Origin of the sequence: Gordonia spumicola, assembly GCF_009932475.1 — a bacterium.
Lineage (GTDB): Bacteria > Actinomycetota > Actinomycetes > Mycobacteriales > Mycobacteriaceae > Gordonia > Gordonia spumicola.
The window spans coordinates 205,913-225,941 of sequence record NZ_BJOV01000003.1 but is presented as its reverse complement, the minus strand read 5'-3'; the positions used below and the strand labels follow the sequence as shown (position 1 = coordinate 225,941).

The 20,029-nt window shown below is 68.6% G+C and carries 18 protein-coding genes, 1 tRNA gene and 2 pseudogenes; 10 read left to right on the top strand and 11 right to left on the bottom strand.

From position 1 onward, the window contains the following. Positions 1–87: 87 nt before the first annotated feature. The gene (gene nhaA, locus GYB83_RS07140) at positions 88–1,338 is read left to right on the top strand and encodes a Na+/H+ antiporter NhaA (RefSeq protein WP_161894845.1); all 1,251 of its coding nucleotides are present in this window, start codon (positions 88–90) and stop codon (positions 1,336–1,338) included. A 69-nt stretch (positions 1,339–1,407) separates the two neighbouring features. Here the strand turns inward: nhaA and GYB83_RS07135 are convergent. Continuing rightward, positions 1,408–2,874, bottom strand: a pseudogene (locus tag GYB83_RS07135) (alanine/glycine:cation symporter family protein); the annotation flags it as partial. A gap of 72 nt (positions 2,875–2,946) precedes the next feature. Between GYB83_RS07135 and GYB83_RS07130 the strand changes: the two are divergent. Continuing rightward, positions 2,947–3,213 (top strand): FmdB family zinc ribbon protein, encoded by a 267-nt coding sequence (locus GYB83_RS07130; protein WP_161894844.1) that lies wholly within the window; start codon positions 2,947–2,949, stop codon positions 3,211–3,213. Positions 3,214–3,216: 3 nt separating this feature from the next. Here the strand turns inward: GYB83_RS07130 and GYB83_RS07125 are convergent, their stop codons facing one another. Continuing rightward, on the bottom strand, positions 3,217–3,858 hold the full coding sequence (locus GYB83_RS07125; RefSeq protein ID WP_161895544.1) for a 5-formyltetrahydrofolate cyclo-ligase: 642 nt from the start codon (positions 3,856–3,858) through the stop codon (positions 3,217–3,219). A 79-nt stretch (positions 3,859–3,937) separates the two neighbouring features. Between GYB83_RS07125 and GYB83_RS07120 the strand changes: the two genes are divergently transcribed. From GYB83_RS07120 to GYB83_RS07095, 6 genes are all read left to right on the top strand, one after another. Next, entirely contained in the window at positions 3,938–4,855 is a 918-nt protein-coding gene (locus GYB83_RS07120) for a UTP--glucose-1-phosphate uridylyltransferase (RefSeq protein ID WP_161894843.1), read from the top strand. Between the two features lie 73 nt (positions 4,856–4,928). Continuing rightward, positions 4,929–6,233 carry a molybdotransferase-like divisome protein Glp gene (glp, locus tag GYB83_RS07115; RefSeq protein WP_161894842.1) on the top strand — a complete coding sequence of 435 codons (1,305 nt, stop codon included), beginning with the start codon at positions 4,929–4,931 and terminating at the stop codon, positions 6,231–6,233. Positions 6,234–6,248: 15 nt separating this feature from the next. Further along, positions 6,249–6,905 (top strand): GNAT family N-acetyltransferase, encoded by a 657-nt coding sequence (locus GYB83_RS07110; RefSeq protein WP_161894841.1) that lies wholly within the window; start codon positions 6,249–6,251, stop codon positions 6,903–6,905. Between the two features lie 142 nt (positions 6,906–7,047). Then, a complete protein-coding gene (gene sepX, locus GYB83_RS07105) occupies positions 7,048–8,121 on the top strand; it encodes a divisome protein SepX/GlpR (protein ID WP_161894840.1) in 1,074 nt (357 codons plus the stop codon). Positions 8,122–8,145: 24 nt separating this feature from the next. Next, positions 8,146–8,325, top strand: a complete 180-nt coding sequence (locus GYB83_RS07100; RefSeq protein ID WP_161894839.1) for a hypothetical protein — start codon at positions 8,146–8,148, stop codon at positions 8,323–8,325. Continuing rightward, positions 8,325–9,017: a hypothetical protein gene (locus tag GYB83_RS07095; protein ID WP_161894838.1), complete on the top strand. Its 693-nt coding sequence runs from the start codon at positions 8,325–8,327 to the stop codon at positions 9,015–9,017. The genes GYB83_RS07100 and GYB83_RS07095 overlap by 1 nt, the downstream gene beginning before the upstream one ends. Here GYB83_RS07095 and GYB83_RS07090 read toward each other — a convergent pair. Further along, the gene (locus GYB83_RS07090; protein ID WP_161894837.1) at positions 8,975–9,703 is read right to left on the bottom strand and encodes a TetR/AcrR family transcriptional regulator; all 729 of its coding nucleotides are present in this window, start codon (positions 9,701–9,703) and stop codon (positions 8,975–8,977) included. The genes GYB83_RS07095 and GYB83_RS07090 overlap by 43 nt on opposite strands. A gap of 71 nt (positions 9,704–9,774) precedes the next feature. On the opposite strand from GYB83_RS07090, the gene GYB83_RS07085 reads away from it, so the two are divergent. Beyond that, positions 9,775–11,298: a M28 family metallopeptidase gene (locus GYB83_RS07085; RefSeq protein ID WP_161894836.1), complete on the top strand. Its 1,524-nt coding sequence runs from the start codon at positions 9,775–9,777 to the stop codon at positions 11,296–11,298. Next, entirely contained in the window at positions 11,295–12,470 is a 1,176-nt protein-coding gene (locus tag GYB83_RS07080; RefSeq protein WP_161894835.1) for a lipase family protein, read from the top strand. Before GYB83_RS07085 ends, GYB83_RS07080 begins: the two co-directional genes overlap by 4 nt. A gap of 78 nt (positions 12,471–12,548) precedes the next feature. On the opposite strand, the gene GYB83_RS07075 is transcribed toward GYB83_RS07080, so the two are convergent. From GYB83_RS07075 to GYB83_RS07040, 8 genes and pseudogenes are all read right to left on the bottom strand, one after another. Next, a complete protein-coding gene (locus GYB83_RS07075; protein WP_161894834.1) occupies positions 12,549–13,508 on the bottom strand; it encodes an HIRAN domain-containing protein in 960 nt (319 codons plus the stop codon). A 223-nt stretch (positions 13,509–13,731) separates the two neighbouring features. After that, positions 13,732–13,804: transfer RNA gene (locus GYB83_RS07070), tRNA-Ala, on the bottom strand. A gap of 447 nt (positions 13,805–14,251) precedes the next feature. Continuing rightward, on the bottom strand, positions 14,252–14,878 hold the full coding sequence (locus GYB83_RS07065) for a DNA-3-methyladenine glycosylase I (RefSeq protein ID WP_161894833.1): 627 nt from the start codon (positions 14,876–14,878) through the stop codon (positions 14,252–14,254). After that, positions 14,878–15,552 carry an alpha-ketoglutarate-dependent dioxygenase AlkB family protein gene (locus GYB83_RS07060; RefSeq protein WP_161894832.1) on the bottom strand — a complete coding sequence of 225 codons (675 nt, stop codon included), beginning with the start codon at positions 15,550–15,552 and terminating at the stop codon, positions 14,878–14,880. The genes GYB83_RS07065 and GYB83_RS07060 overlap by 1 nt, the downstream gene beginning before the upstream one ends. A 47-nt stretch (positions 15,553–15,599) precedes the next feature. After that, a pseudogene (locus tag GYB83_RS07055) lies at positions 15,600–16,394 on the bottom strand (HNH endonuclease family protein); the annotation flags it as partial. After that, positions 16,391–18,058, bottom strand: coding sequence for an alpha/beta hydrolase (locus GYB83_RS07050; RefSeq protein ID WP_161894830.1), 1,668 nt, complete (start codon positions 18,056–18,058; stop codon positions 16,391–16,393). The pseudogene GYB83_RS07055 and the gene GYB83_RS07050, both read right to left, overlap by 4 nt. After that, positions 18,055–18,348: a hypothetical protein gene (locus GYB83_RS07045; protein ID WP_161894829.1), complete on the bottom strand. Its 294-nt coding sequence runs from the start codon at positions 18,346–18,348 to the stop codon at positions 18,055–18,057. The genes GYB83_RS07050 and GYB83_RS07045 overlap by 4 nt, the downstream gene beginning before the upstream one ends. Positions 18,349–18,574: 226 nt before the next feature. After that, on the bottom strand, positions 18,575–20,023 hold the full coding sequence (locus GYB83_RS07040; RefSeq protein ID WP_161894828.1) for an FAD-dependent oxidoreductase: 1,449 nt from the start codon (positions 20,021–20,023) through the stop codon (positions 18,575–18,577). Positions 20,024–20,029: the final 6 nt, after the last annotated feature.

Sequence of the window (20,029 nt, the reverse complement as noted above, 5' to 3'; positions counted from 1 at the left end):
GATCAATGATGTCCACCGCGATTGTGGACAACTCGGCGGAATCGAGGCAGTCGTCCACAGGCGGTGACCGTCTGCGAAACTAGACAGATGGAACAGTCGGCTGTCAGATTCAGATCGATTGATCGATTGAGGGCGTGGATCGGGTCGGACACCACCGGCGGAATCCTCCTCATGGCGGCTGCCGTCATAGCTCTGGTCTGGGCCAATTCGCCCTGGCGCGACGCCTATCACGATCTGCTGGCAGTGACTTTCGGGCCCGATTCCCTGCACCTGAATCTGACGCTCGCGCAGTGGGCGTCCGACGGTCTGCTCGCGATCTTCTTCTTCGTGGTCGGCGTCGAGTTGAAGCAGGAGTTCGTCGCGGGGAGCCTGCGGAATCCGCGCAGCGCAGGGGTGCCGATCGCCGCGGCCGTCGGCGGAATGATCGTGCCCGCGCTCGTCTACGCGTCGATCGTCGGCTCCCTGGAGCCGGAGGCGCTGCGCGGATGGGCGACGCCCACCGCGACCGACATCGCGTTCGCGCTGGCGGTTCTCGCCGTGTTCGGGCGGGGGCTGCCCGTGGCACTCCGGGTGTTCCTGATGACCCTCGCCGTCGTCGACGATCTGCTCGGCATCGCCGTGATCGCCACCGTGTACACCGATTCCATCGACATCGGGATGCTCGCCGCGGGTCTCGTGTTCGTCGCGGTGTTCGGCGTTCTCGTACGGATGGCACGAATCCGCGTATGGCTGCTGATCCCGGTGGCGATCGCGGCGTGGGGATTCGTTCACGCGTCGGGCGTGCACGCGACGGTCGCCGGTGTCCTGCTCGGCTTCACCGTCCCGGCGCTCGCGCGGGCGGGCGAGCCTCGGCCGCGGACGGAGACGATCGGGGAGCGGGTGACGCCGGTGTCGACGGCCGTCGCGCTTCCGCTGTTCGCCTTCGCGTCGGCGGGCGTCACCGTCGTCGGGCTGGGACACATCGTCCAGCCGGTCAGCGTCGGCGTCTTCGCCGGACTCGTCGTCGGAAAGGTGATCGGCGTGATGGCGACCGTCGCCGTCGTCACCCGGATCACCCCGCTGCGACTGCCGGACGCGATCGGACTGCGCGACCTGCTGCCCGTCGGCCTGCTGACCGGCATCGGTTTCACCGTCGCACTGTTGATCGCCGAACTGTCGTTCTCGCCGGAGTCGGGACTGTCCGCGGACCACCAGCCTGCCGCGAAGGTCGGCATCCTCGTCGGTTCGCTGACCGCGGCGGTCCTCGGCGCCGTGCTCCTGCGGTGGGACGCACGCCGGGTCCGCTCGGACGACGAGAACCGCGACGGTGTCCCCGACATGGACAAGCGCGTGATCTGAGACACGCCCGAACGGCGAAGGCCCGGCCCCCGATGCGGGGGACCCGGGCCTCGTGCTGTGCGGCGTCCGTCAGACCTGAACCTTCTGCTCCTTGGTCGGCGACGGCGGGACGTACGTCTCCCAGAACGTCGCTCCGAGGATGCCGAGCTTGCGGGGTTCGAAGACCGGGTCGGCGCCCATCTTCTTCTGCCGCTCGTAGTCGCGGAGCGCCTTGTACGCGGGCCCCTGCAGGATCAGGATGCCGATGATGTTGAGCCACGCCATGGTGCCGACGCCGATGTCGCCGAGCGCCCACGCGTCCTTCGCCGAGGCGATCGCGCCCGAGAGCACGGACAGGCAGATCACCAGCTGCAGCAGGCGGTTGACGTTGCCGCCGACGGTGTCGGCGATGAACCGGAAGGGCTTGGTCGCGGCGTCGCCCAGCATGAATCGGAGATTCGTCTCGGCCATGTAGTAGTAGGCGACGATCGTGGTGAAGCAGAAGAACGCCAGCGAGATCGCCACGAACGACGCGCCCGCGCCGTCCCACAGGGTGTCCATGCCCTCCTGGACGTACGCGGCGCCGGGGCCGTCGCCCGCTTTGACGCCCGCGGCGTCGAGCACGGCGGATTCCTGCATGATCGCGCCGTCGGCCGACTCGCCCGAGTACACGCGGTACGCGCCGGTCGACAAGATCAGGAAGCCGGTGGCGGTGCAGACGAACAGGGTGTCGACGTACACGGCGAACGCCTGGACCAGGCCCTGCTTGGCCGGGTGGCTCACCTCGGCGGCGGCCGCCGAGTGCGGGCCGGTGCCCTGACCGGCCTCATTCGAGTAGATGCCGCGCTTGACGCCCCACATGATCGCCGAGCCGAGGATCGCGCCGAACGCCGCGTCGGCGCCGAATGCGCTCGAGAAGATCAGGCGCAGGACCTCGGGGATCTCCGACACGTTCGCGATCACCACGACGATCGCGACGAGGATGTAGACGATCGCCATGAAGGGGACGACGACACCGGCGAAGGTGGCGATGCGTTTGACGCCGCCGATGATCACGAACGCGAGGAACAGCATGGTGATGGCGCCGATGAGCCACTTCTCGGTGCCCCACGCGTTGGTCGCGCCCTCGGCGATCGAGTTCGCCTGGATGTTCGGCATCAGGACACCGCAGGCCACGATCGTCACGGCCGCGAAGACCATGCCGTAGATCTTGAACGGAGTGGACGCCTTCGTGTGAGCGAGCGCTCGGCTCAGATAGTAGGCGGGACCGCCGCGGTACTCGCCGGTCAGCGGGTCCTTCACCTTGTAGATCTGGCCGAGGGTGCATTCGACGAACGACGTCGACGCTCCGAGGAACGCGACCGCCCACATCCAGAACAGTGCCCCGGGGCCGCCGAACGCGATCGCGGTCGCGACGCCCACGATGTTGCCCGCGCCGACGCGGCCTGCGAGCGACATCGCCAGTGCCTGGAACGACGACACGCCCGACTCCGACTTCTCGCCGGCGAACATCAGCTTGATCATGTGGCCGAAGTGGCGGACCTGTAGGAATCGGCTCGGGCTGGCACTCGGAATGGCGGAGTGCCAGGACCGGTTACACTGAATGTTCTGACCGACCGGAGGTTTCCCGTGCCAACCTACAGCTATGCGTGCACCGTGTGCGAAAACAAGTTCGACATCGTGCAGGCGTTCTCCGACGACTCGCTGACCGTCTGCCCCGAATGCGGCGGCAAGCTGCGCAAGCTGTTCAACTCGGTCGGCGTCGTCTTCAAGGGCAGCGGCTTCTACCGGACCGACTCGCGTTCGGGCTCGGGTTCGCTGCCCGCGGCGTCGTCGTCGGAGTCGAGCAGCAGCTCCTCGTCGTCCTCCTCCGACTCCGGTGCGGCGAGCGCCTGAGTCTCACTCGTTCACGGTGAGGTGCGGCGTGCGGATGAAACCGCCGCCGGGAGTGAGCACCCAGTCGACGGGCACGTCGTCGTCGGCCTGCGGTAGGCGATCGACGAGTTCGTCGTCGTACACCACGGCGATGATCGGCGCGTCCGCCGTCGTCAACGTCCGGTCGTAGTAGCCCGCGCCCCGCCCGAGCCTGCCGCCGGACCGGTCGGCTCCGATCGCGGGGACCAGGATCGCGCGGGCCGCGCCGATCGCGTCCGCGCCGAGGGATTCGGCGGGCTCGAGCAGATCCCACCGACCGTGGACCAGAGCATCCTCACCCCGGTATTCGCCCCACAGCAGGCGGGTCGGCGGCCCCGGCGGGACGACGGGCAGCAGCACCCGCAGTCCCCGGTCTCCGAGCGCGTCGAGCATCGCGGTTCCGCCCGGCTCGTCGCCCACCGCGACATAGGCCGCGACCGTGTCGCCCGGTGCGACGGGCACCGGCAGGGCGTACATCCACTCGGCGAGCTCGGCGTTGACCTGCGCGATCACGAACGGCGACATCCGTTCCCTGGCGGCGAGCAGATCGGCGCGGATGTCGTTCTTCGACGAGCTCACGGGGGCGTCCTCCAGTGGGGGCGTGCGGCGGATGTCGCCGTCTGTCATCAATCTGTTGATGTCGAGGATCGACGTGTACACGAGACTAGATCGGATCCTGCCAGATTCCCTCCGTACAGTGAGACGCATGTCGAACCCCGTCAAGCCGTTGTCCGGCCCGCGAATCCCGCACACCGCGGTGGTGCCCGCGGCCGGCCTCGGGACTCGCTTCCTGCCCGCGACGAAGACGGTTCCGAAGGAGCTCCTGCCCGTCGTCGACACTCCGGGCATCGAACTCGTCGCGGAGGAGGCCAAGTCGGCGGGAGCCGAGCGTCTCCTCGTGATCACCTCGCCCGGCAAGGACGGTGTCGTCGCGCACTTCGTCGAGGACCTCGTCCTCGAACACACCCTCGCGGCCCGCGGCAAACAGGCGATGCTCGAGAAGGTGCGCAACGCCCCGTCGCTGCTCGAAGTCGCGTCGGTGATCCAGGACAAGCCGCTCGGCCTCGGCCACGCCGTCGGGTGTGTGGAGTCCGAACTCGCCGACGACGAGGACGCCATCGCGGTCCTGCTGCCCGACGACCTCGTCCTCCCCGGCGGGGTCCTCGCCCGGATGGCGGTGACGCGCGCCCGGTACGGCGGCAGCGTGCTGTGTGCGATCGAGGTGCCGGACGAGACGATCAGCGCATACGGCGTGTTCGACGTCGAGGACGCCGACCCGGCGTCGGACGACGTCAAGAAGGTCCGCGGCATGGTGGAGAAGCCCGACGCCGACCAGGCCCCGTCGAACCTCGCGGCCGCCGGACGGTACATCCTCGACCGGAAGATCTTCGACGCGCTGCGCGAGATCACCCCCGGTGCGGGCGGCGAGCTCCAGCTCACCGACGCCATCGCCCTGCTGATCGAGAAGGGCGAACCGGTCCACGTGGTGGTCCACCGCGGCACCCGCCACGACCTCGGCAATCCGGGCGGCTACCTGAAGGCCGCCGTCGACTTCGCCCTCGCCCGCGACGACTACGGCCCGGACCTGCGGGCATGGCTCGAACAGCGGCTGTCCGAGAGCTGAGAGTCCGCGCGCCTGCGACGGTCCGGGCGCGCCGGGCACTACTCTCGAATGTCAAGACACGACAGGAGAGACGATGCGATCGGTCGAGGACCATTTGAGCCTCGTGACTGCGTCAGTGGTGGCACCCCGACCGATCCAGGTCGCGATCTCGGAGGCGCAGGGCTTGATGTGCGCGGAGGAGGTCGTCACCACCGACCCGCTGCCCGGATTCGATCAGGCGGCCATCGACGGCTACGCGGTACGCGCCGTCGACGTCGCGCTGGCGGGAGCCGAGGAGCCGGAGGACACGTCGACGCTGGCCGACGAGCCGGTCGACGTGTCGGTCCTCGATGATTCGGGCAGGCTGGTGGTGCATCTGCCGGTCGTCGGCGACGTGACTCCCGGTTCTCGGACGCCGACGCGTCTGCAGCCGGGACAGGCGGTCCGGGTGGAGACGGGAGCTCCGCTGCCGACGCTCGCCGACGCCGTCGTCCCGCACCGCTGGACCGACGGCGACTCCGACCGGGTCATGATCGGTCACCCCGTCGACAGCGGCGACTACGTGCGGCGCGTCGGAGACGACGTGCAGCCCGGCGACGTCGCGGTCCGCACCGGCACGGTCATCGGAGCCGCACAGGTCGGACTGCTCGCGGCCGTCGGGCGGGCCCGAGTCCTGGTGCATCCGCGGCCGCGGGTCGCCGTCATCGCCGTCGGCGGCGACCTCGTCGACGTCGACCGCGATCCGGGGCCGGGTCAGGTGTTCGACGTCAACAGCTACGCGCTCGCGGCCGCCGCCCGCGACGCCGGGGCCGAGGTGCATCGGGTCGGAATCGCCGACCGCGACCCCGCACGTCTGCGGGAGATCGTGGAGGCGCAGACGATCCGCGCCGAGATCGTCGTGATCTGCGGCGCCGTCGGCGGCGCCGCGTCGCGCATGATCACCGAGACGTTGGACGGCCTCGGCGACCTCGAAGTGGGGCGCGTCGGCATGCACCCCGGCTCGGTCCAGGGCTTCGGCAGGCTCGGCCGCGACGAGATCCCGACGTTCCTGCTGCCCGCGAACCCGGTCAGCGCACTCATCACGTTCGAGGTGATGGTCCGGCCGCTGATCCGGATCGCGCTCGGCAAACGGCAGCCCATGCGCCGGACCGTCACCGCCCGCTCGATCGGGCCCATCGCGTCCGTCGAAGGTCGCCGCGGATACCTGCGCGGGCAGCTGATGCGCGACGAACGCTCCGGCGAATACCTGGTCCAGGCGATCGGGGAGTCGGAGTCGGGGACGTCGCACCTGCTCGCCGAGCTCGCCGAGGCGAACTGTCTGATCGTGATCCCCGAGGACGTCGAGGACGTCAACACCGGTGACCGCGTCGAGGTGTCGTTCCTGGCCGAGCGCGGCTGACCGTAGACTCCATCCGTGTTCTCTTGGCTCGTCGACTCCGCGAATCATCCGGGCTGGCCCGCGACTCTCGGTCCCGTCCGGTTGGAGGCGGGACTGCTGACGCTGCGCCCGGTGAAGTTGCGCGACGGTGCCACCTGGAGTCGCTTGCGGATCCGGAATCAGAACCAACTGCTCCCGTGGGAGCCGACCGGCGTCGGCCAATGGGAGCGACGGCACCAGCCGTCGGCCTGGGCTCCGTTGCACTCGCTGCTCAAGAAGGAGGCCAAGCACGGCACGATGCTTCCCTTCGTCATCGAGTTGGACGGCCGCTACGTCGGCCAGTTGACGGTCGGGAACATCCAGCGCGGGGCGGTGCGCAGCGCGTGGATCGGATACTGGGTCGATCGTGACCACACGGGGCGCGGGATCGCGCAGGCCGCGGTCGCGCTCGGCGTCGACCACTGCTTCGGTCCGGTCGGCCTTCATCGGCTGGACGCGACCGTGCAGCCGGACAATCTCGCGTCTCGGGCCGTGCTGAAAGCCGTCGGATTCCGCGAGGAGGGACTTCTCAAGCGGTACATGGACGTGAATTCGCGCTGGCGGGACCACCTCCTGCTCGCGCTCACCGTCGAAGAGCTCGCGGGCGGGGCCGTCGACGGGCTGATCCGTTCGGGGCGAGCGCTCGCCCTCTGACACCCGGCTGTGGCAGTTGTGACTACTGTTAAACCTGTGAATTCGATGCTGCTGCGGCGCGCCGCCCGGCCCGAAAGGCCGTGCCTCCCTAGGGTGTCCAGTGGAGACTCGTCACTCGACTCGAAGAAGGAGGCCGCCCGACATGCCTAACTCCGTGCTGTGGGTGTTCCTGATCGTGGTCTGGCTGTTCGTGCTGGTGCCGATGGTGCTGCGGGGACGGCCGGAGGCGCGCAAGTCGACCGCCGCGGCCGCGCAGACCCGCGTGGTCCACCGCGGCGGGAGCCGCAGTGCCGCGGCGCGCCGCCGTGCCGCCGAAGCCAGGTCGACCCGTGTCAAGCGGCTCGCCGAACGGCCCGAGCCCGAGGACTCCTCGGACGACGACGCACCGACGGACGACGACGTCGTCGCCGACGAGGTCGCGTCCGATGACGTCGTCGACGCGGAGATCGTCGAGGACGAGACGGTCGAGGTCGCCGAGGCCGATGACGACGCGGACATCGTGGACGCCGAGGTCGAGGAGATCGTGGCCGTCCGCTCCGACGCCGAGAGTCCGCTCGAGGTGACCGACGTGTTCGAGCCGATCGACGTCGACGTCGTCGACATCGATGAGGCGCAGGCGGCCCGCACCGACCCGGTGGCCCCGCACGAGGACGACTCCGACACCGCGTTCGACATTCTCGACGACGAGGACGACGACGAACTCGAGGCCGCCGACGAGGTGGAGCAGGCCCCCGAGCCGACGCCCCGCGAGATGCGCGGCACCGGCGGATACGGTCCCGGTCTGGCCCAGGCGCGCGACGACGCGTCGTACCGCGAACGGCGCCGGGTGCTCGCGGCGCTCACCGTGCTCACCCTGGCCGCGATCGTCTCGGCGTTCGTGATCCCGCCGATCGGCTACATCGCGACGGGCGTCATGCTGGTCGTCGTCGCGCTGTACCTGACCTTCCTGCGTCGTGCCGTCCGCGCCGAGCACGTCCGTCACGCGCAACGCCTCGCGCGTCAGCGACGCCGCAAGGCAGAGGACGAGCGCGCCGAGAAGGTGCGCTCCGAGCCCGGCTACGTCGCGCCACCCGCGCGCCTGCGTCGGCCCGGTGGCGCGATCGTCCTCGAGATCGACGACGAGGACCCCGCGTTCGAGCACCTGCCGACGTACGACTTCGCGTATCACGACGAGCGGTACGACGACGAGTACGACGACATCGCACACGCAGTCTGACGGTTGCCGGGCTATCCTGGGGTCATGGCTGACGACACGCAGTGGTACTACCAGATCTCGACCGGTGCGGTGACGAAGGGCAAGGTCGGAGACGTCTTCGACCGGATGGGGCCCTACCCGGATGAGGCCACGGCGCGTCGTGCGCTGGAGATCGCTGCGGCGCGCAACGCGGCAGCCGACGCACAGGACGAGTCCGACGACTGATGGCCCTGCACGACGCGCAGCTCGTCGAGGTCCTCGACCGCACGGTCGCCACGATCGACCAGGTCCTCGACGTGCTGTCGACCGCCGACGTGTTCGACGTGAAACGGCGGTCGTGCCTGTTGTCGGCGATCGACTGGCCGGGCACGCCGGGGTGGGATCGTCTGTCGATGAACGAGCGCGCCGACTGGTGGGTCAGCAGGGTCGGCGCGATCACCACCACCGCGGTCGCTTTTCCGAGCATGTTCGGCGTGTGGACCAAGTGGCTGCCGGTCGGAGCGTATCTGGGCGTGGCGGGGCAGGCTCTCGTGGTCCGGGCGGTGGCTCGTGAGTACGGCGCGACCTCGCGTGAATCCGGCGTGGTGATGCTCGGCGAGGTCCTCTTCGGCCGCGACGTGTCACCGGTCGTCGCGGGCCTCGACGACGGCGGTGAGCATGTGATTCCCGCCGACGCCGACAGTGTCCTCGCGGCGGTCGCGGGCGTCGGCCGCACCCTGTACGACCTGACGTCGTCCCTCGGGTCGCGTCCGGGGCCGCCGAGGTTCGCTCGGTGGGCCGGAATGGTGCCGCTGGTGGGCGGTCCGTTCATGTACCTCGGCGAGCGCATCGCGCTCCGGCACGCCGTCGACGCGGGAAGGCGGTGGATCGTCGATCACCCGACGACCGTCGCCGGCCCGGAGGGCGGCGCGTCGTAGGACTGCGCCCGTCGGAGGCTCTGGGTGATCCAGGCGGAGAGCGGTGGTTCGATCGCCGTCAGGTCGGGGGTGCCGGGGCCGTCGAGAGCGTCGGACGCCATCTGGCGGACGGCGTAGACGACGGCGAGGAACACACTGGTCGGCAGGTCGGGTTCGAGATCGTCGTCCTGTTCGGCTATCCGGCGGTGTTCGTCACGCAGGACGGTCGCGACGAATGTCAGCGCCTCTCGCCTGCGGGAGCGTGAGGCCGGGCCCGCGGCGTCGAACTCGAGTTGGAATGCGCGGGCGACGACGAGGTCGTACTGCAGCGCCTCGAGGTAGGCGAGGATCACGGTGGGCACCTCGTGGCTGACGTCGGTCGCGCGGAGGCGTTCGATCATCGTCGACACGAGCACGGTGATGAACCGCTGGTAGGCGGCGTCGGCGCAGGCGTCGAGATTGTCGAAGGCGTCATAGAACGCCGTCCGCGACATGCTGCTGCGCGCGACGACGTCGCGGACGCCGACCGAGTGATAGCCGTCGGCGGCGACGAGTTCGGTGTAGGCGATCATCAGGCGTTCCCGCTGCACGGCGGCGACCTCGTCGCGAGTCATCCCGTGGGGGCCGCGAGGCAGTCGTGGGGGTGTCGTGAAGAACGCGCCCTCGGTGATCCGGGGGATGTCGGGGTTGTGCGAAGTGGCGGTCATCTGCAAGGCTCCGTGTATAAAGTAACGCTGCGTACTTTACTCGTGGCGATCGTAGGGAAAGAGGGACATCGGTGTTCTCCAAGGTAGTCGGACGGGGCAGGGCCCTCGTCGCGGTGGTCGCTGCTGCAACGGTAGTCGTCTCGGGAACGGTGCTTCCCGAGGCGTCCGCGGCCCCGAGCGGACCGCTCGGCGCGGACTCGATGATGTCGACGGTCCGCGACCTCGTGAACATGGGACCGCGCACCACGGGATCGCAGGCCGGGCGTCGAGCGTCGGACTACGTCGCTCAGCGATTCCGCGCGGCGGGACTGTCGGACGTGCATTTCGAGGAAGTCACTTCGTACGACTGGAAGCCGTCCAACCCTGGCCTTCGGGTGGGGCGGACCCGCATCGACGCGTTCCCGGTCTCGCATTCGTTCATCCCGGCGAACGCCGGGCCCGGCACCCGCACGACCGGTGCGAACGGACTGACGGCTCCGGTCGTCGACATCCGCGGCGGCAAGGTCGACGGGCACGACGTCCGCGGCAAGATCGTCATGTTCGACCTCGCGTTCCTCCTCCCGACGGCGGGACTGCTGCCGTTGACCGAGTACATCAACGACCCGGACGGGACACTGCTCGACCCGGACGTCATGCTGACCGCGAACCCGTACCTCACGTCGCTCGAGTCGACGGTCCGAGCCGCGCAGAACGCGGGCGCCGTCGGCTTCGTCGGAGTGCTCAGCGACTACTTCAACTCGAACCGGTACCACAACGAGTACTACCGGAAGCTCGCCATGCGGATCCCCGGCATGTGGATCACGCGGTCGGCGGGCGCGCAGATGCGCGGGCTCCTGGCGCGCAACCGCAACCGCGCGCGGATCGACCTGACGGTCACGCGCAGCGCGGTGACGGGGCGGACGGTCGTCGGGATGCTGCCCGGGACCACCCGCGACACCGTGATGGTGCAGTCGCACCACGACTCGGTGACGGCCGGGGCCGTCGAGGACGCCACCGGCACCGCCGAGGTGATCGCGCTCGCCGAGCACTACGGAAAGCTCGCTGAGCGGACCGGATACCGGCCGCGCCGCAAGAGTCTGATGTTCGCCACGTTCGACACGCACTTCACCGGATACCAGTCGCACCAGGCGTTCGTCGACAAGTACATCGTCGGCAAGCGGACGCCGTGGAACATCGTCGCCAACACGACCATCGAGCACGTCGGGCGGCACGCGAAGCGGGCGTCCGACGGCCGACTGGTCACGACCGATCAGCCGGAGACGAAGGGGCTGTTCGAGAACGTGAATCTCGGACTGAAGGGGTCGCTGGCGTCGTCGTTGACGCGGAACGACGTGCGTGCCACGACGATGCTGAACGCGAGCCCGTTCCAGCTGATTCGGATGGGCATCCCGACGGACGCGTCGTTCCTGCTGGTCGCGGGGGTTCCGGTCGTCAGTTTCATCTCGGGGCCGCTGTACATGTACGACGACGCCGACACCATCGACAAGGTGGATCGCAGTCAGCTCGCGCCCGTCGCCCGGTTCTTCCGCGACGCGCTCGATCGACTGGACCGCGAGCCGGGGCGGACCATCGGGTTGATTCCGAGCAAGCGATGATCCGCGCGGCGGCGGGCCTCGTCGCGGCCGTCGTGGTCGGCCTCGTCGGGGCGCCGCCTGCATACGGCGCGCCCAGGGTCGTGGAGCGGACGACGGTGACGAACACCGTCGTCGCGCTGCCTGCCGCCGCGTCGACGACCCTGATCCGGTACCGATCGACGTCGGTTCGCGGCCGCCCCACGACGATGACCGGCACGCTTCTGCTGCCGCGGTCCGCGCCGCCGACGTCCGGCTGGCCGCTCGCCGTGTGGAGTCACATGACCGTGGGCGCGGCGGACGCGTGCGCGCCGTCCCTCGCGCGTCGAGGTGATCCGGAACTCGCCCACATGACCTCCGGCGACGCGATCGTCCAGGGCCTGCTGCGCGCCGGTTTCGCAGTGGTCCGACCCGACTTCGACGGCATCGGTGGACCCGGGCCCCATCCGTACTTGATCGGGTCGTCGTTGGCGACCTCGGTGATCGACGCGGCCCGCGCGGTCGCGGCGAGCGATCGCCGGATCGGACGCGACGTCGTGGTCGCCGGGCATTCGGAGGGCGCGGTCGCGTCGTTGTTCGCCGCCGCCCAGCCCGCGTCCGCATGGGGCAGACTCCGGCTGAAGGCCGTCGTCGCGGTGACACCGCCGACCGAGATGGGGACGATCGTCGACACCATCGCCGAGTCTCCGGTCGGCGGGGGACCGATCGCCGATCTCACGGGTCTGGCCGCGCTGCTGATCTCCGGCGCTTCGGCGGCCGACCCGGCCGTCGCGCGGCTCGCGTCCGACGGCGGTTTGAGTCGTCGTGCGTCCCAGTTGATGCGGCAGGTCGAGACGCGCTGCTACGGACGGTTGACGGCCCGCGACTCCTTCGGCGGCCTCGCGCCGTCGCAGATGCTCGGCCCCCGTGGGGAACGCTTCAAGCACGCCCTCGTGCGCGTTGTGGCGGCCAACGACGTCGCGACCCTGCGTTTCCCGCGCGGCCTCCCGATCCGGATCGACGCGGGCTACGTCGACGGCGTCGCACCGTATCCGCTCGTGTCGAAGCTCGTCGACGTCTACCGCTCACACGGCTCCCACGTCGACTTCGCCGGTCACCTGGCCGGTCACACGCCCGTTCCGACAACACCGGGCACCCCGGCGGCGATCGTCGGTTGGCTCCTTCAGCGGATGCGAGACCGTCCCCACGGACGTTGAGCAGACGTCGCGGCTCGCAGCGGTTCGGGGACGTCCGGGGGTCTACTGCCCGAGCTGAGAGCGGAGTCAGCCGCGAGGCTAGCGCGACATCGGTCGGTTCGAGCCGATTCGCGGAAACCCGGACGGATCGAAGATCGCCGTAGTGCGCGGCCGGTATTGCCGTGGCGTCGAAATGTCGTACCACCAGTTCGTCACGTGCTCGGGAAGGATCGGAATGGGTATGACTGGAGCGCCTTCGAGGACTTCGTCGGGGGCTTCGTGGGCTTTGACTGCGTCGATCCGAACCTCAGCGGCTACAGCGGAGCCGGTGATATCTGCCCAGCACGCCGGGATCACCGTACGTGCGCTGAGGTGATCGATCATCGGGAGGAATTTCGCGCTCATGGCCGGTGTGAGTTCACCGATCTTCTCGCCGTCGATGTGCACGGCGACGACGGCGCGGGACGAACGTGATGTGGTCGAGGAATCGCGGTGGAGGGTCGCGTAAAGCAATCCATGTCCGGACTCAGGGACGTGCTCATGCAGAGTGTCGAAGTATTCGGCTTCTTTGGTCACCTGCACGATTCCACCCTTCGGGAGCAGGATGTGCGGGCTGGGCGGCGGATCGTTGAGCGGGATCGCATCGTTCGGATCTTCCGGCAGGAGAATGTCGAATCGGACGAATATCCTCTTCGACGGCGTTGTTGCGGACCAGTCGGACCAATCATCTTGTTCCGACAGATAGATGCGTCCACTAGTTGTGGCTGTGCAGTCAGAATCTGTGATCCTGCGGATCGTCCGTACCCACCGTGACGCGACCTCCGCAGGGAGATGTCCGAGACGTGATCCGTCGACGCAAACAGCGACAGCGTTCGAGTCATACTCGTTGTCGGGCTCGGGGACCAGTTCGACGTCGGTGCGGAGCTCTTCTCCATCGCGATTCCATGCAGGAGAGAACAGCCGCTCGATTGATTGCCGGTAGTGCCTGGCGCCCGCGACTTCTTGGTTGCACCAGGTGCTTCGTCCTCGAGTCCAAAGCCTGAATTGAGGGTTGGTCATGCTCCGGGCTCCAGCCCATCTCTGTCGGGAGTCTCGCGAATCGATGACTCGTAGTACGCAGGATTCCGTACGCCGCGCAGCTCCGCAGCGGATTCTCGTACCCAGTCGGAGTGATCTCGGTTGTCCACGTGTATTTGCGTTGCAGGTGCTGGACAACTGACGGATCGGTCTGCGAAGACAAGTAGGGCCAGGTCGGAATGGTTTCCTGACCTGGCCCTATGTGTGGAGCTAGGGAGAATCGAACTCCCGACCTACTCGATGCGAACGAGTCGCGCTACCAACTGCGCCATAGCCCCTGATGTCACCGAAGTGAACCGAAGCCCACTATAACAGCGGGTGCCGCGGGCGACGGAATCCGGGGTCCTCCGACCACTCCGGACGCCGTCGCCCGCGGTGGACGACCTACTTGCCGAGGCCGATGGTGAACGAGAACGACAGGAAGTCGCCGCCGAAGATGGTGAGGTCGTTGAAGAACTGGGTCAGGGCCGGGAAGGTCATGATGATTCCTTTCGAGGGGAGTGCAATCGTTTGTTGCCCCGGAATCGTTACATGAAAAGTTCCTGAGATCTCGGTCTTCGCACGGCCTCACAATCCGACCTCAATGTGAGGTAAGCCTCACTATCGATGGGTGTGGTGCTCACCTGCACGAATCGTAGTGGGAGGCGTGCGGCTCCGCGAGTCGTAGCGTGGCCGTCATGCGATGTTCACGTGTGGACGCGTACCGCCGTCGACCGCCGCCGCGGTCAACCGTCAACCGAGACTTGAGGTTGCGGCGTCGTGGTCCAGACTCCGGACGTCCCACGGCGATGCGAGTGGACGAGGTGAGTGTCGACGATCCCGATCGCCTCCATGAGAGCGAACATCGTCGTCGGACCCACGAACCGGAAACCGCGGCGCCGCAACTCCTTCGACAGCGCGACCGACTCTGGCGACGTCGTCGGGATCTCGTCGAACCGTCGTGGTTCCGGAGTCTCGGCCGGTCGGAACGACCAGACGAGCGCGGACAGGCCGCCGTCGGCGCGCAGATCGATCGTCGCCCGGGCATTGGCGATGGTCGCGCTGATCTTCTTTCCGTTGCGGACGATCCCGGCGTCTCCCATGAGGCGTTCGACGTCGGCGTCGGAGTACCCTGCGACGACGTCGGGATCGAAACCGTCGAATGCCTCCCGGAATGCGGGCCGCTTCCGGAGGATCGTCGCCCACGACAGTCCCGACTGGAAACACTCGAGCGACACTCGCTCGAACACGCCCTGTTCGTCGGTCACCGGCATGCCCCACTCGGTGTCGTAGTACTCGCGGAGCATCGGATCGACAGCGGCCCACGCCGGGCGCGCGAGCCCGTCGTCACCGATCACGAGGCCGTCGTCCATCAGTCGCTCCTGTCGTCGGTCATGCCTGTCATGCGCAGAGTGATGTTGATGCGTCCATCGTCGAGGCCGCAGCCGTCGGGAGCGGTGGACGGGTGGACGCGGGTGACGCCGTGGAACGCCAGCCGGGCTGGTCCGCCGAAGACGAACAGGTCGCCGGAGGCGAGACGCAGATCGGTGTAGGGGCGGCTCCGATTCTCGACGTTGCCGAAGCGGAACGTGCAGGCGTCACCGATCGACAGCGAGACGACGGGTGCACTTGAGATCTCGTCCTTGTCCTGGTGCATGCCCATGCGGGCATCGCGGTGGTAGAAGTTCACGAGGGCTGTGTCGGGTGTGTAGGCGGACACCTGCTCGGCCGTGTACCCGGCGTCGGCGAGCGCCCGGCGTCCGAGGCGGACCATCCAGTCGGGGAACGGCGGCACTTCCTCGCCGTTCACATCGGTCGCGCGCCGCGTGTACTGGTACGGCTGCCAATGCCAGCCGAGACACACGGTGCGCACGGACATCTCGTGGCCGCGGACCTTCGCGGCGCGGATCGGGACCGGTCCGCGTTCCCACACGCGGAACTGCTCGACCAGCCATCGCTGCTGGTCGAGGCTGAGCCAGGCCGGCAGGTGGGCGGCGCCGGGTCCGAGCCCGTCGGGAGGATCGATGTCCAGCGTGAACAATGTCAACGGATCGCCTCGTGAGGCGTGCGTCTACGGCCGAGCACGTCGGATCAGCACTTCTCGAGGATGCGGGTCATCGCGTCCTTCTCGGCCGCGGTGACCCACAGGTGATAGCGGGCCTTCACCTCGATCTGCCGGGTGACGTAGGTGCACCGGTACTTCTTGTTCGGCGGCAGCCAGCTCGCGGCGTCGGACGCGCTCTTGCGCTGATTGGTGGGACCGTCGACGGCCTGCAGGTTCAGCGGGTCGTTCGCCAGGTCGGTGCGCTCCTCCGACGTCAGCTGCTGGGCGCCCTTCTGCCAGGCGTCGGCGAGCGCCACGACGTGATCGATCTGCACCTTCGACGACGTGTTCTGCCCGCGGACGAAGTCGATCGTCGTACCCGTGTAGGCGTCCTTCAGTGTCCCGGTGAGGATCACGCAGTCGCGGGTGCGCGGTTTGAACGTCACATCGGTGAGATCGCGTTTGAGGATGTCGTTCCGGGTGTCGCAGCCGTTGTGACCACCGTCCACGGTCACATCGTCGGACCACGACTGCCCGAACATCGCTCGGTTGTAGCCGGTCTTCGGCGCGCGTCCCTTCACCGGAAGCGCCGCGAGCGCCGCTAGTGCGTCGGACGCGGCGGGCGTCGAAGCGACACTGCTCGTCGGGGCGTTCGACGACGGCGCGCGCTCGACGTGCGTGGACGCCGGGACGGAGGTCGACGACCACGCGACGTCGGTGCGGGCGGCCGTCGCCGGAGTGCACGCGGTGACGGCCGTCCCGACGAGGACGACGGCGAGGGCACTGGCGAGCGACGATCTCTGCATGTCGACCATTGTGCCGACACCCTCTGACAATTCCGTCATCCGGCGAGCCTCAACAGGCCTCCGACTATCCCCTTGACCCCGTCGGCGACGTCCTCGGCGATCTCTCCGACGGCGCCGACCCCACGGAGCGGGATCTCGGTCCCCGGAGCCACGTCGTCGGTGCGATGGACGTACGGCGCGGGTTCACGGCCGGCGATGACGTCCGACAATGCGTGGAACGCGTCCGAACCGGGGTCGTCCAGATAGGCGCCGTGGGAGTCCAGACCCTGCAGGAGGCGCCTGGTCCCGTCCTCGTCCGCCGACAGATAGCCCGAGTCGATCCGCGTGACACCCGGCATCGTGTCCGGGTCGCCGCCGTGGACCGCTCGGCCCGCGTCCTGCACGTATTGGATGGGATCGCCCGGCGGTGTCAACGAGTACCGCTTCACGTCGTCCTGCGGATTCGACCACGGGGTGTGGTCGAAGGCGCCAGTCCCCGCCGACGACGCGTACACGACTCGGTCGGCGCGCAAGCCGAGCTGTTCGGCGGAGCCGACGATGGATCCGCCGTACGAGTGGCCGATCACCGTGGTCTTCGCGCCGGGCGCGGTGGTCGCGATCTCCGCGTCCAGTTCGCGCCCGAACGCGACGAGCCGAGGGGCGTCGGCGACGGCCAACTCGTTCGACGCCGCCATCCGGTCGAGCGAGACCTTCCGCGGGTCGCCCACGATCATCTGCGGGAACACCGCGTCCGCCCAGACGATGATCGGCGCACCCGACTGCTTGTTCAACGACTGAGCCTTCGTCCGGAGCGAGTCGACGTCGTCGATCGCGGTGCCCGTGCCCGGCACGAACACGCCGACGTTCGTCGTGGCCGGCGTGATCTCGCCGATCAGTTCGGCGAACCGGCCGTTCGGAAGGTCGAGCGAGATGAACTTCCGTCCGTCGGCCAGCATGGATCGGAGCCGCTTCGCATCGTCCTCGCCGTCGATCCAACGGCGTGTCTCCGCGGCGCGCAACGCCGCCCGCAGCGTCATCTCGTTGGCGACGATCCGCGTCTGGAACGGTACGCCGTTCATGTTGCCGATCACCGCCGGGCGCGACTTCAGCATCTCGTCGCGTTCGCTGTCCGAGAACGACTCCCACGCCGTCCGGCGCTCCGCCTCCGACATGCGTGCGAGCGCGGCGACCGCGTCGGTCGGCGAGAGCGCGGCGCCGTCCGGCAGCACGACCGTGGACTTGTCGGTGCCCGTCAACTGAGCCGCTCGTCCGGTCAACGACGCGGCCCGTGTGCCGTCGAGCGCGACGGCACGGTCGAACACGGTCTGGACCTGCTCTGTCGCGTCCAACGCCCGCGCGCGATGGTCGGCGTCGGAGTGCGTCACCGTCCCGTCGCCCGCCACGACGTAGCCCTCCGCGCGCAGACCGACGACGGTTCCGCGCAGCCAGCCCTGCATGTCGGACAGCTGCGTGAACGCCGTCTTCACCGCGGTCGCGGCGTCGTCGACGGTGTGCGAGGTCCGGCCGAGCGAGGTCCGCACGGCGGTGATGCGGGTGAGAGCGGCGTCTTTCGTCACGCCTCGCCACTCCGGGTCGGACGACGCGCTGTTCACCGCGGCCCGTCCGGCGTCGAGGAGCTGGTCGGCGAGTACCGTCAACGATGCGGCCGCCGCCGGAAGGCCGGTGAGATCCCAGCCGATCACCTCGTCGACGGTGAGACTCATCGCGGGCCCTTGGCCGATGCCACGCCGAGCGCCGACGCCGACGCCCTGTCCGATTCGGAGGTCAGTGCGTCGAACCTGGACAGCGCGTCGCCGAGACCGGTGAGGCGATCGGCCTCCGTCGTGGCGGTCCGCCGCGCCTGCGCGCAGAACTCGACGCAGGCCGCGACCACGCGGCTCGTCGACCCACCCGGCGGGGGAGTGACGCGGACGTCGGCTATCGACGCGCCGCACGTCTTCCAATCGGCCGCGATCTGCGCGACCTGACCTGGAGTGATCCCGAAAACCGACATGACGCCCCCGTCCCGCGGCCTCGTGCGAGGCCTCTACTGCTTAGACGCAGCAGACGCCCCGCACGGTTCTCGGGAATTCCACAGGGTCGGCGTCGAGCACGCTGATCCAGCGGATCATTCCCAGCGCACCGTGCGTCGTTTCGACACGATGCCTCGGCTATCGCACCTCGACTGCGCTCGGCACAGGCCCTCGGAATCGGCTCAACGACCGGGGGTGGGGAAGTCCTCAGCGACCTGGTGAGGCGGCCTCGATGTCGGCGAGGAGGTTCGCGACGGTCTGACCGGAGTCGGTCTTGTTGGTGCCGATGAAGCCGGAGGGACCGCGCTTGATCCAACCCGTCACGTACACGCCCGGCGTGTCGGTGACACGTCCGTCGACGTTCGCGATCGTGCCTGTCGCGTCGTCGAACGGCAGGCCTGGGACGGGCACTCCGCGGTAGCCGATGGCGGTCAGGACGAGTCCGGTCTCCAGGACCGATTCGGAGCCCTCGTGCGCGAATCGCACGCCGGTCGCCGAATCGGAACCCTCGATCGCGACGGGAGTCTGCCCGAACGTGAGCCGGATGAACGGCTCCGCGGGCCTCTCGCGCTGCGAGATCTCCTGTAGGAGCGAGATCTTCGCGGCGATCGTCGGATCGTCGACGCCGTCGACGGATGCGCCGACGAGGTCGGCGGGGTCGACCCACACTCGTGCACTGCCGTCCGCGAGACCGATCAACTCGGGCAGCGTGAACGCGGCGTGTTCGGGGCCGCGTCGTGCCGCGACGACCACCTCACGGACCTTCGATTCGCGCAGCGAGGCGAGCGCGTCACGGGAGATCGAGGTGTCGGCGAGCGCGTCGACGTCAGCGGTGAGGATACGGGCGACGTCGAGCGCGACGTTGCCGTTGCCGATCACCACGACTCGCTCCGTCGACAGATCCGGTCCGGCGTCGACGAAGTCGGGGTGGCCGTTGTACCAGCCGACGATCGACGTCGCGCTCTGCACACCGCGCAGGTCGACGCCGGGCACGGGCAGCGGCCGGTCGGTCGGCGCACCGCCGGCCCACAGGACGGCCGTGTGCTTCGCGCGGAGCTCGTCGAGCGTGACGTCCCGACCGACCTCGGTGTTGAGGAGGATCGTGATGTTCGGGTGACGCGCGACCTCGTCGAACAGGTCCATCACGAGGCGGGTCGACGTGTGGTCGGGCGCGACGCCGAAGCGCGACAACCCGAACGGCAGGTTCAGTCGCTCGTAGACCGTGACGCGCACGCGCGGCTGCTTGAGCAGTTCGTCCGCGGCGTACATGGCGGACGGTCCCGAACCGACGATCGCGATGTCGATGACGGCCGGACCGCCGCGCACGGCCTTCGGCTTGTCGATCGGCGCCAGTGGCAGGCGCCAGTCCTGCTGGACGGGGAACCGGACGGCGTCACGCTGCGTGTAGCCGTAGTGTGCGGCGTTGGCGTCGACGAAACGGGCGGCCTTCTCGTCGAGGCGATGGCCCGGGACGATGGCTCCGACCGGGCACGCAGATACGCACGCGCCGCAGTCGACGCAGGTCGACGGGTCGATGTACAGCATTTCGGCGATGCCGAAGTCGGGCTCGTCCGGGGTGGGATGGATGCAATTGACCGGGCATGCGTAGACGCACGAAGCGTCGCCGCAGCATGCCTGGGTTACGACGTGAGGCACAGGCGG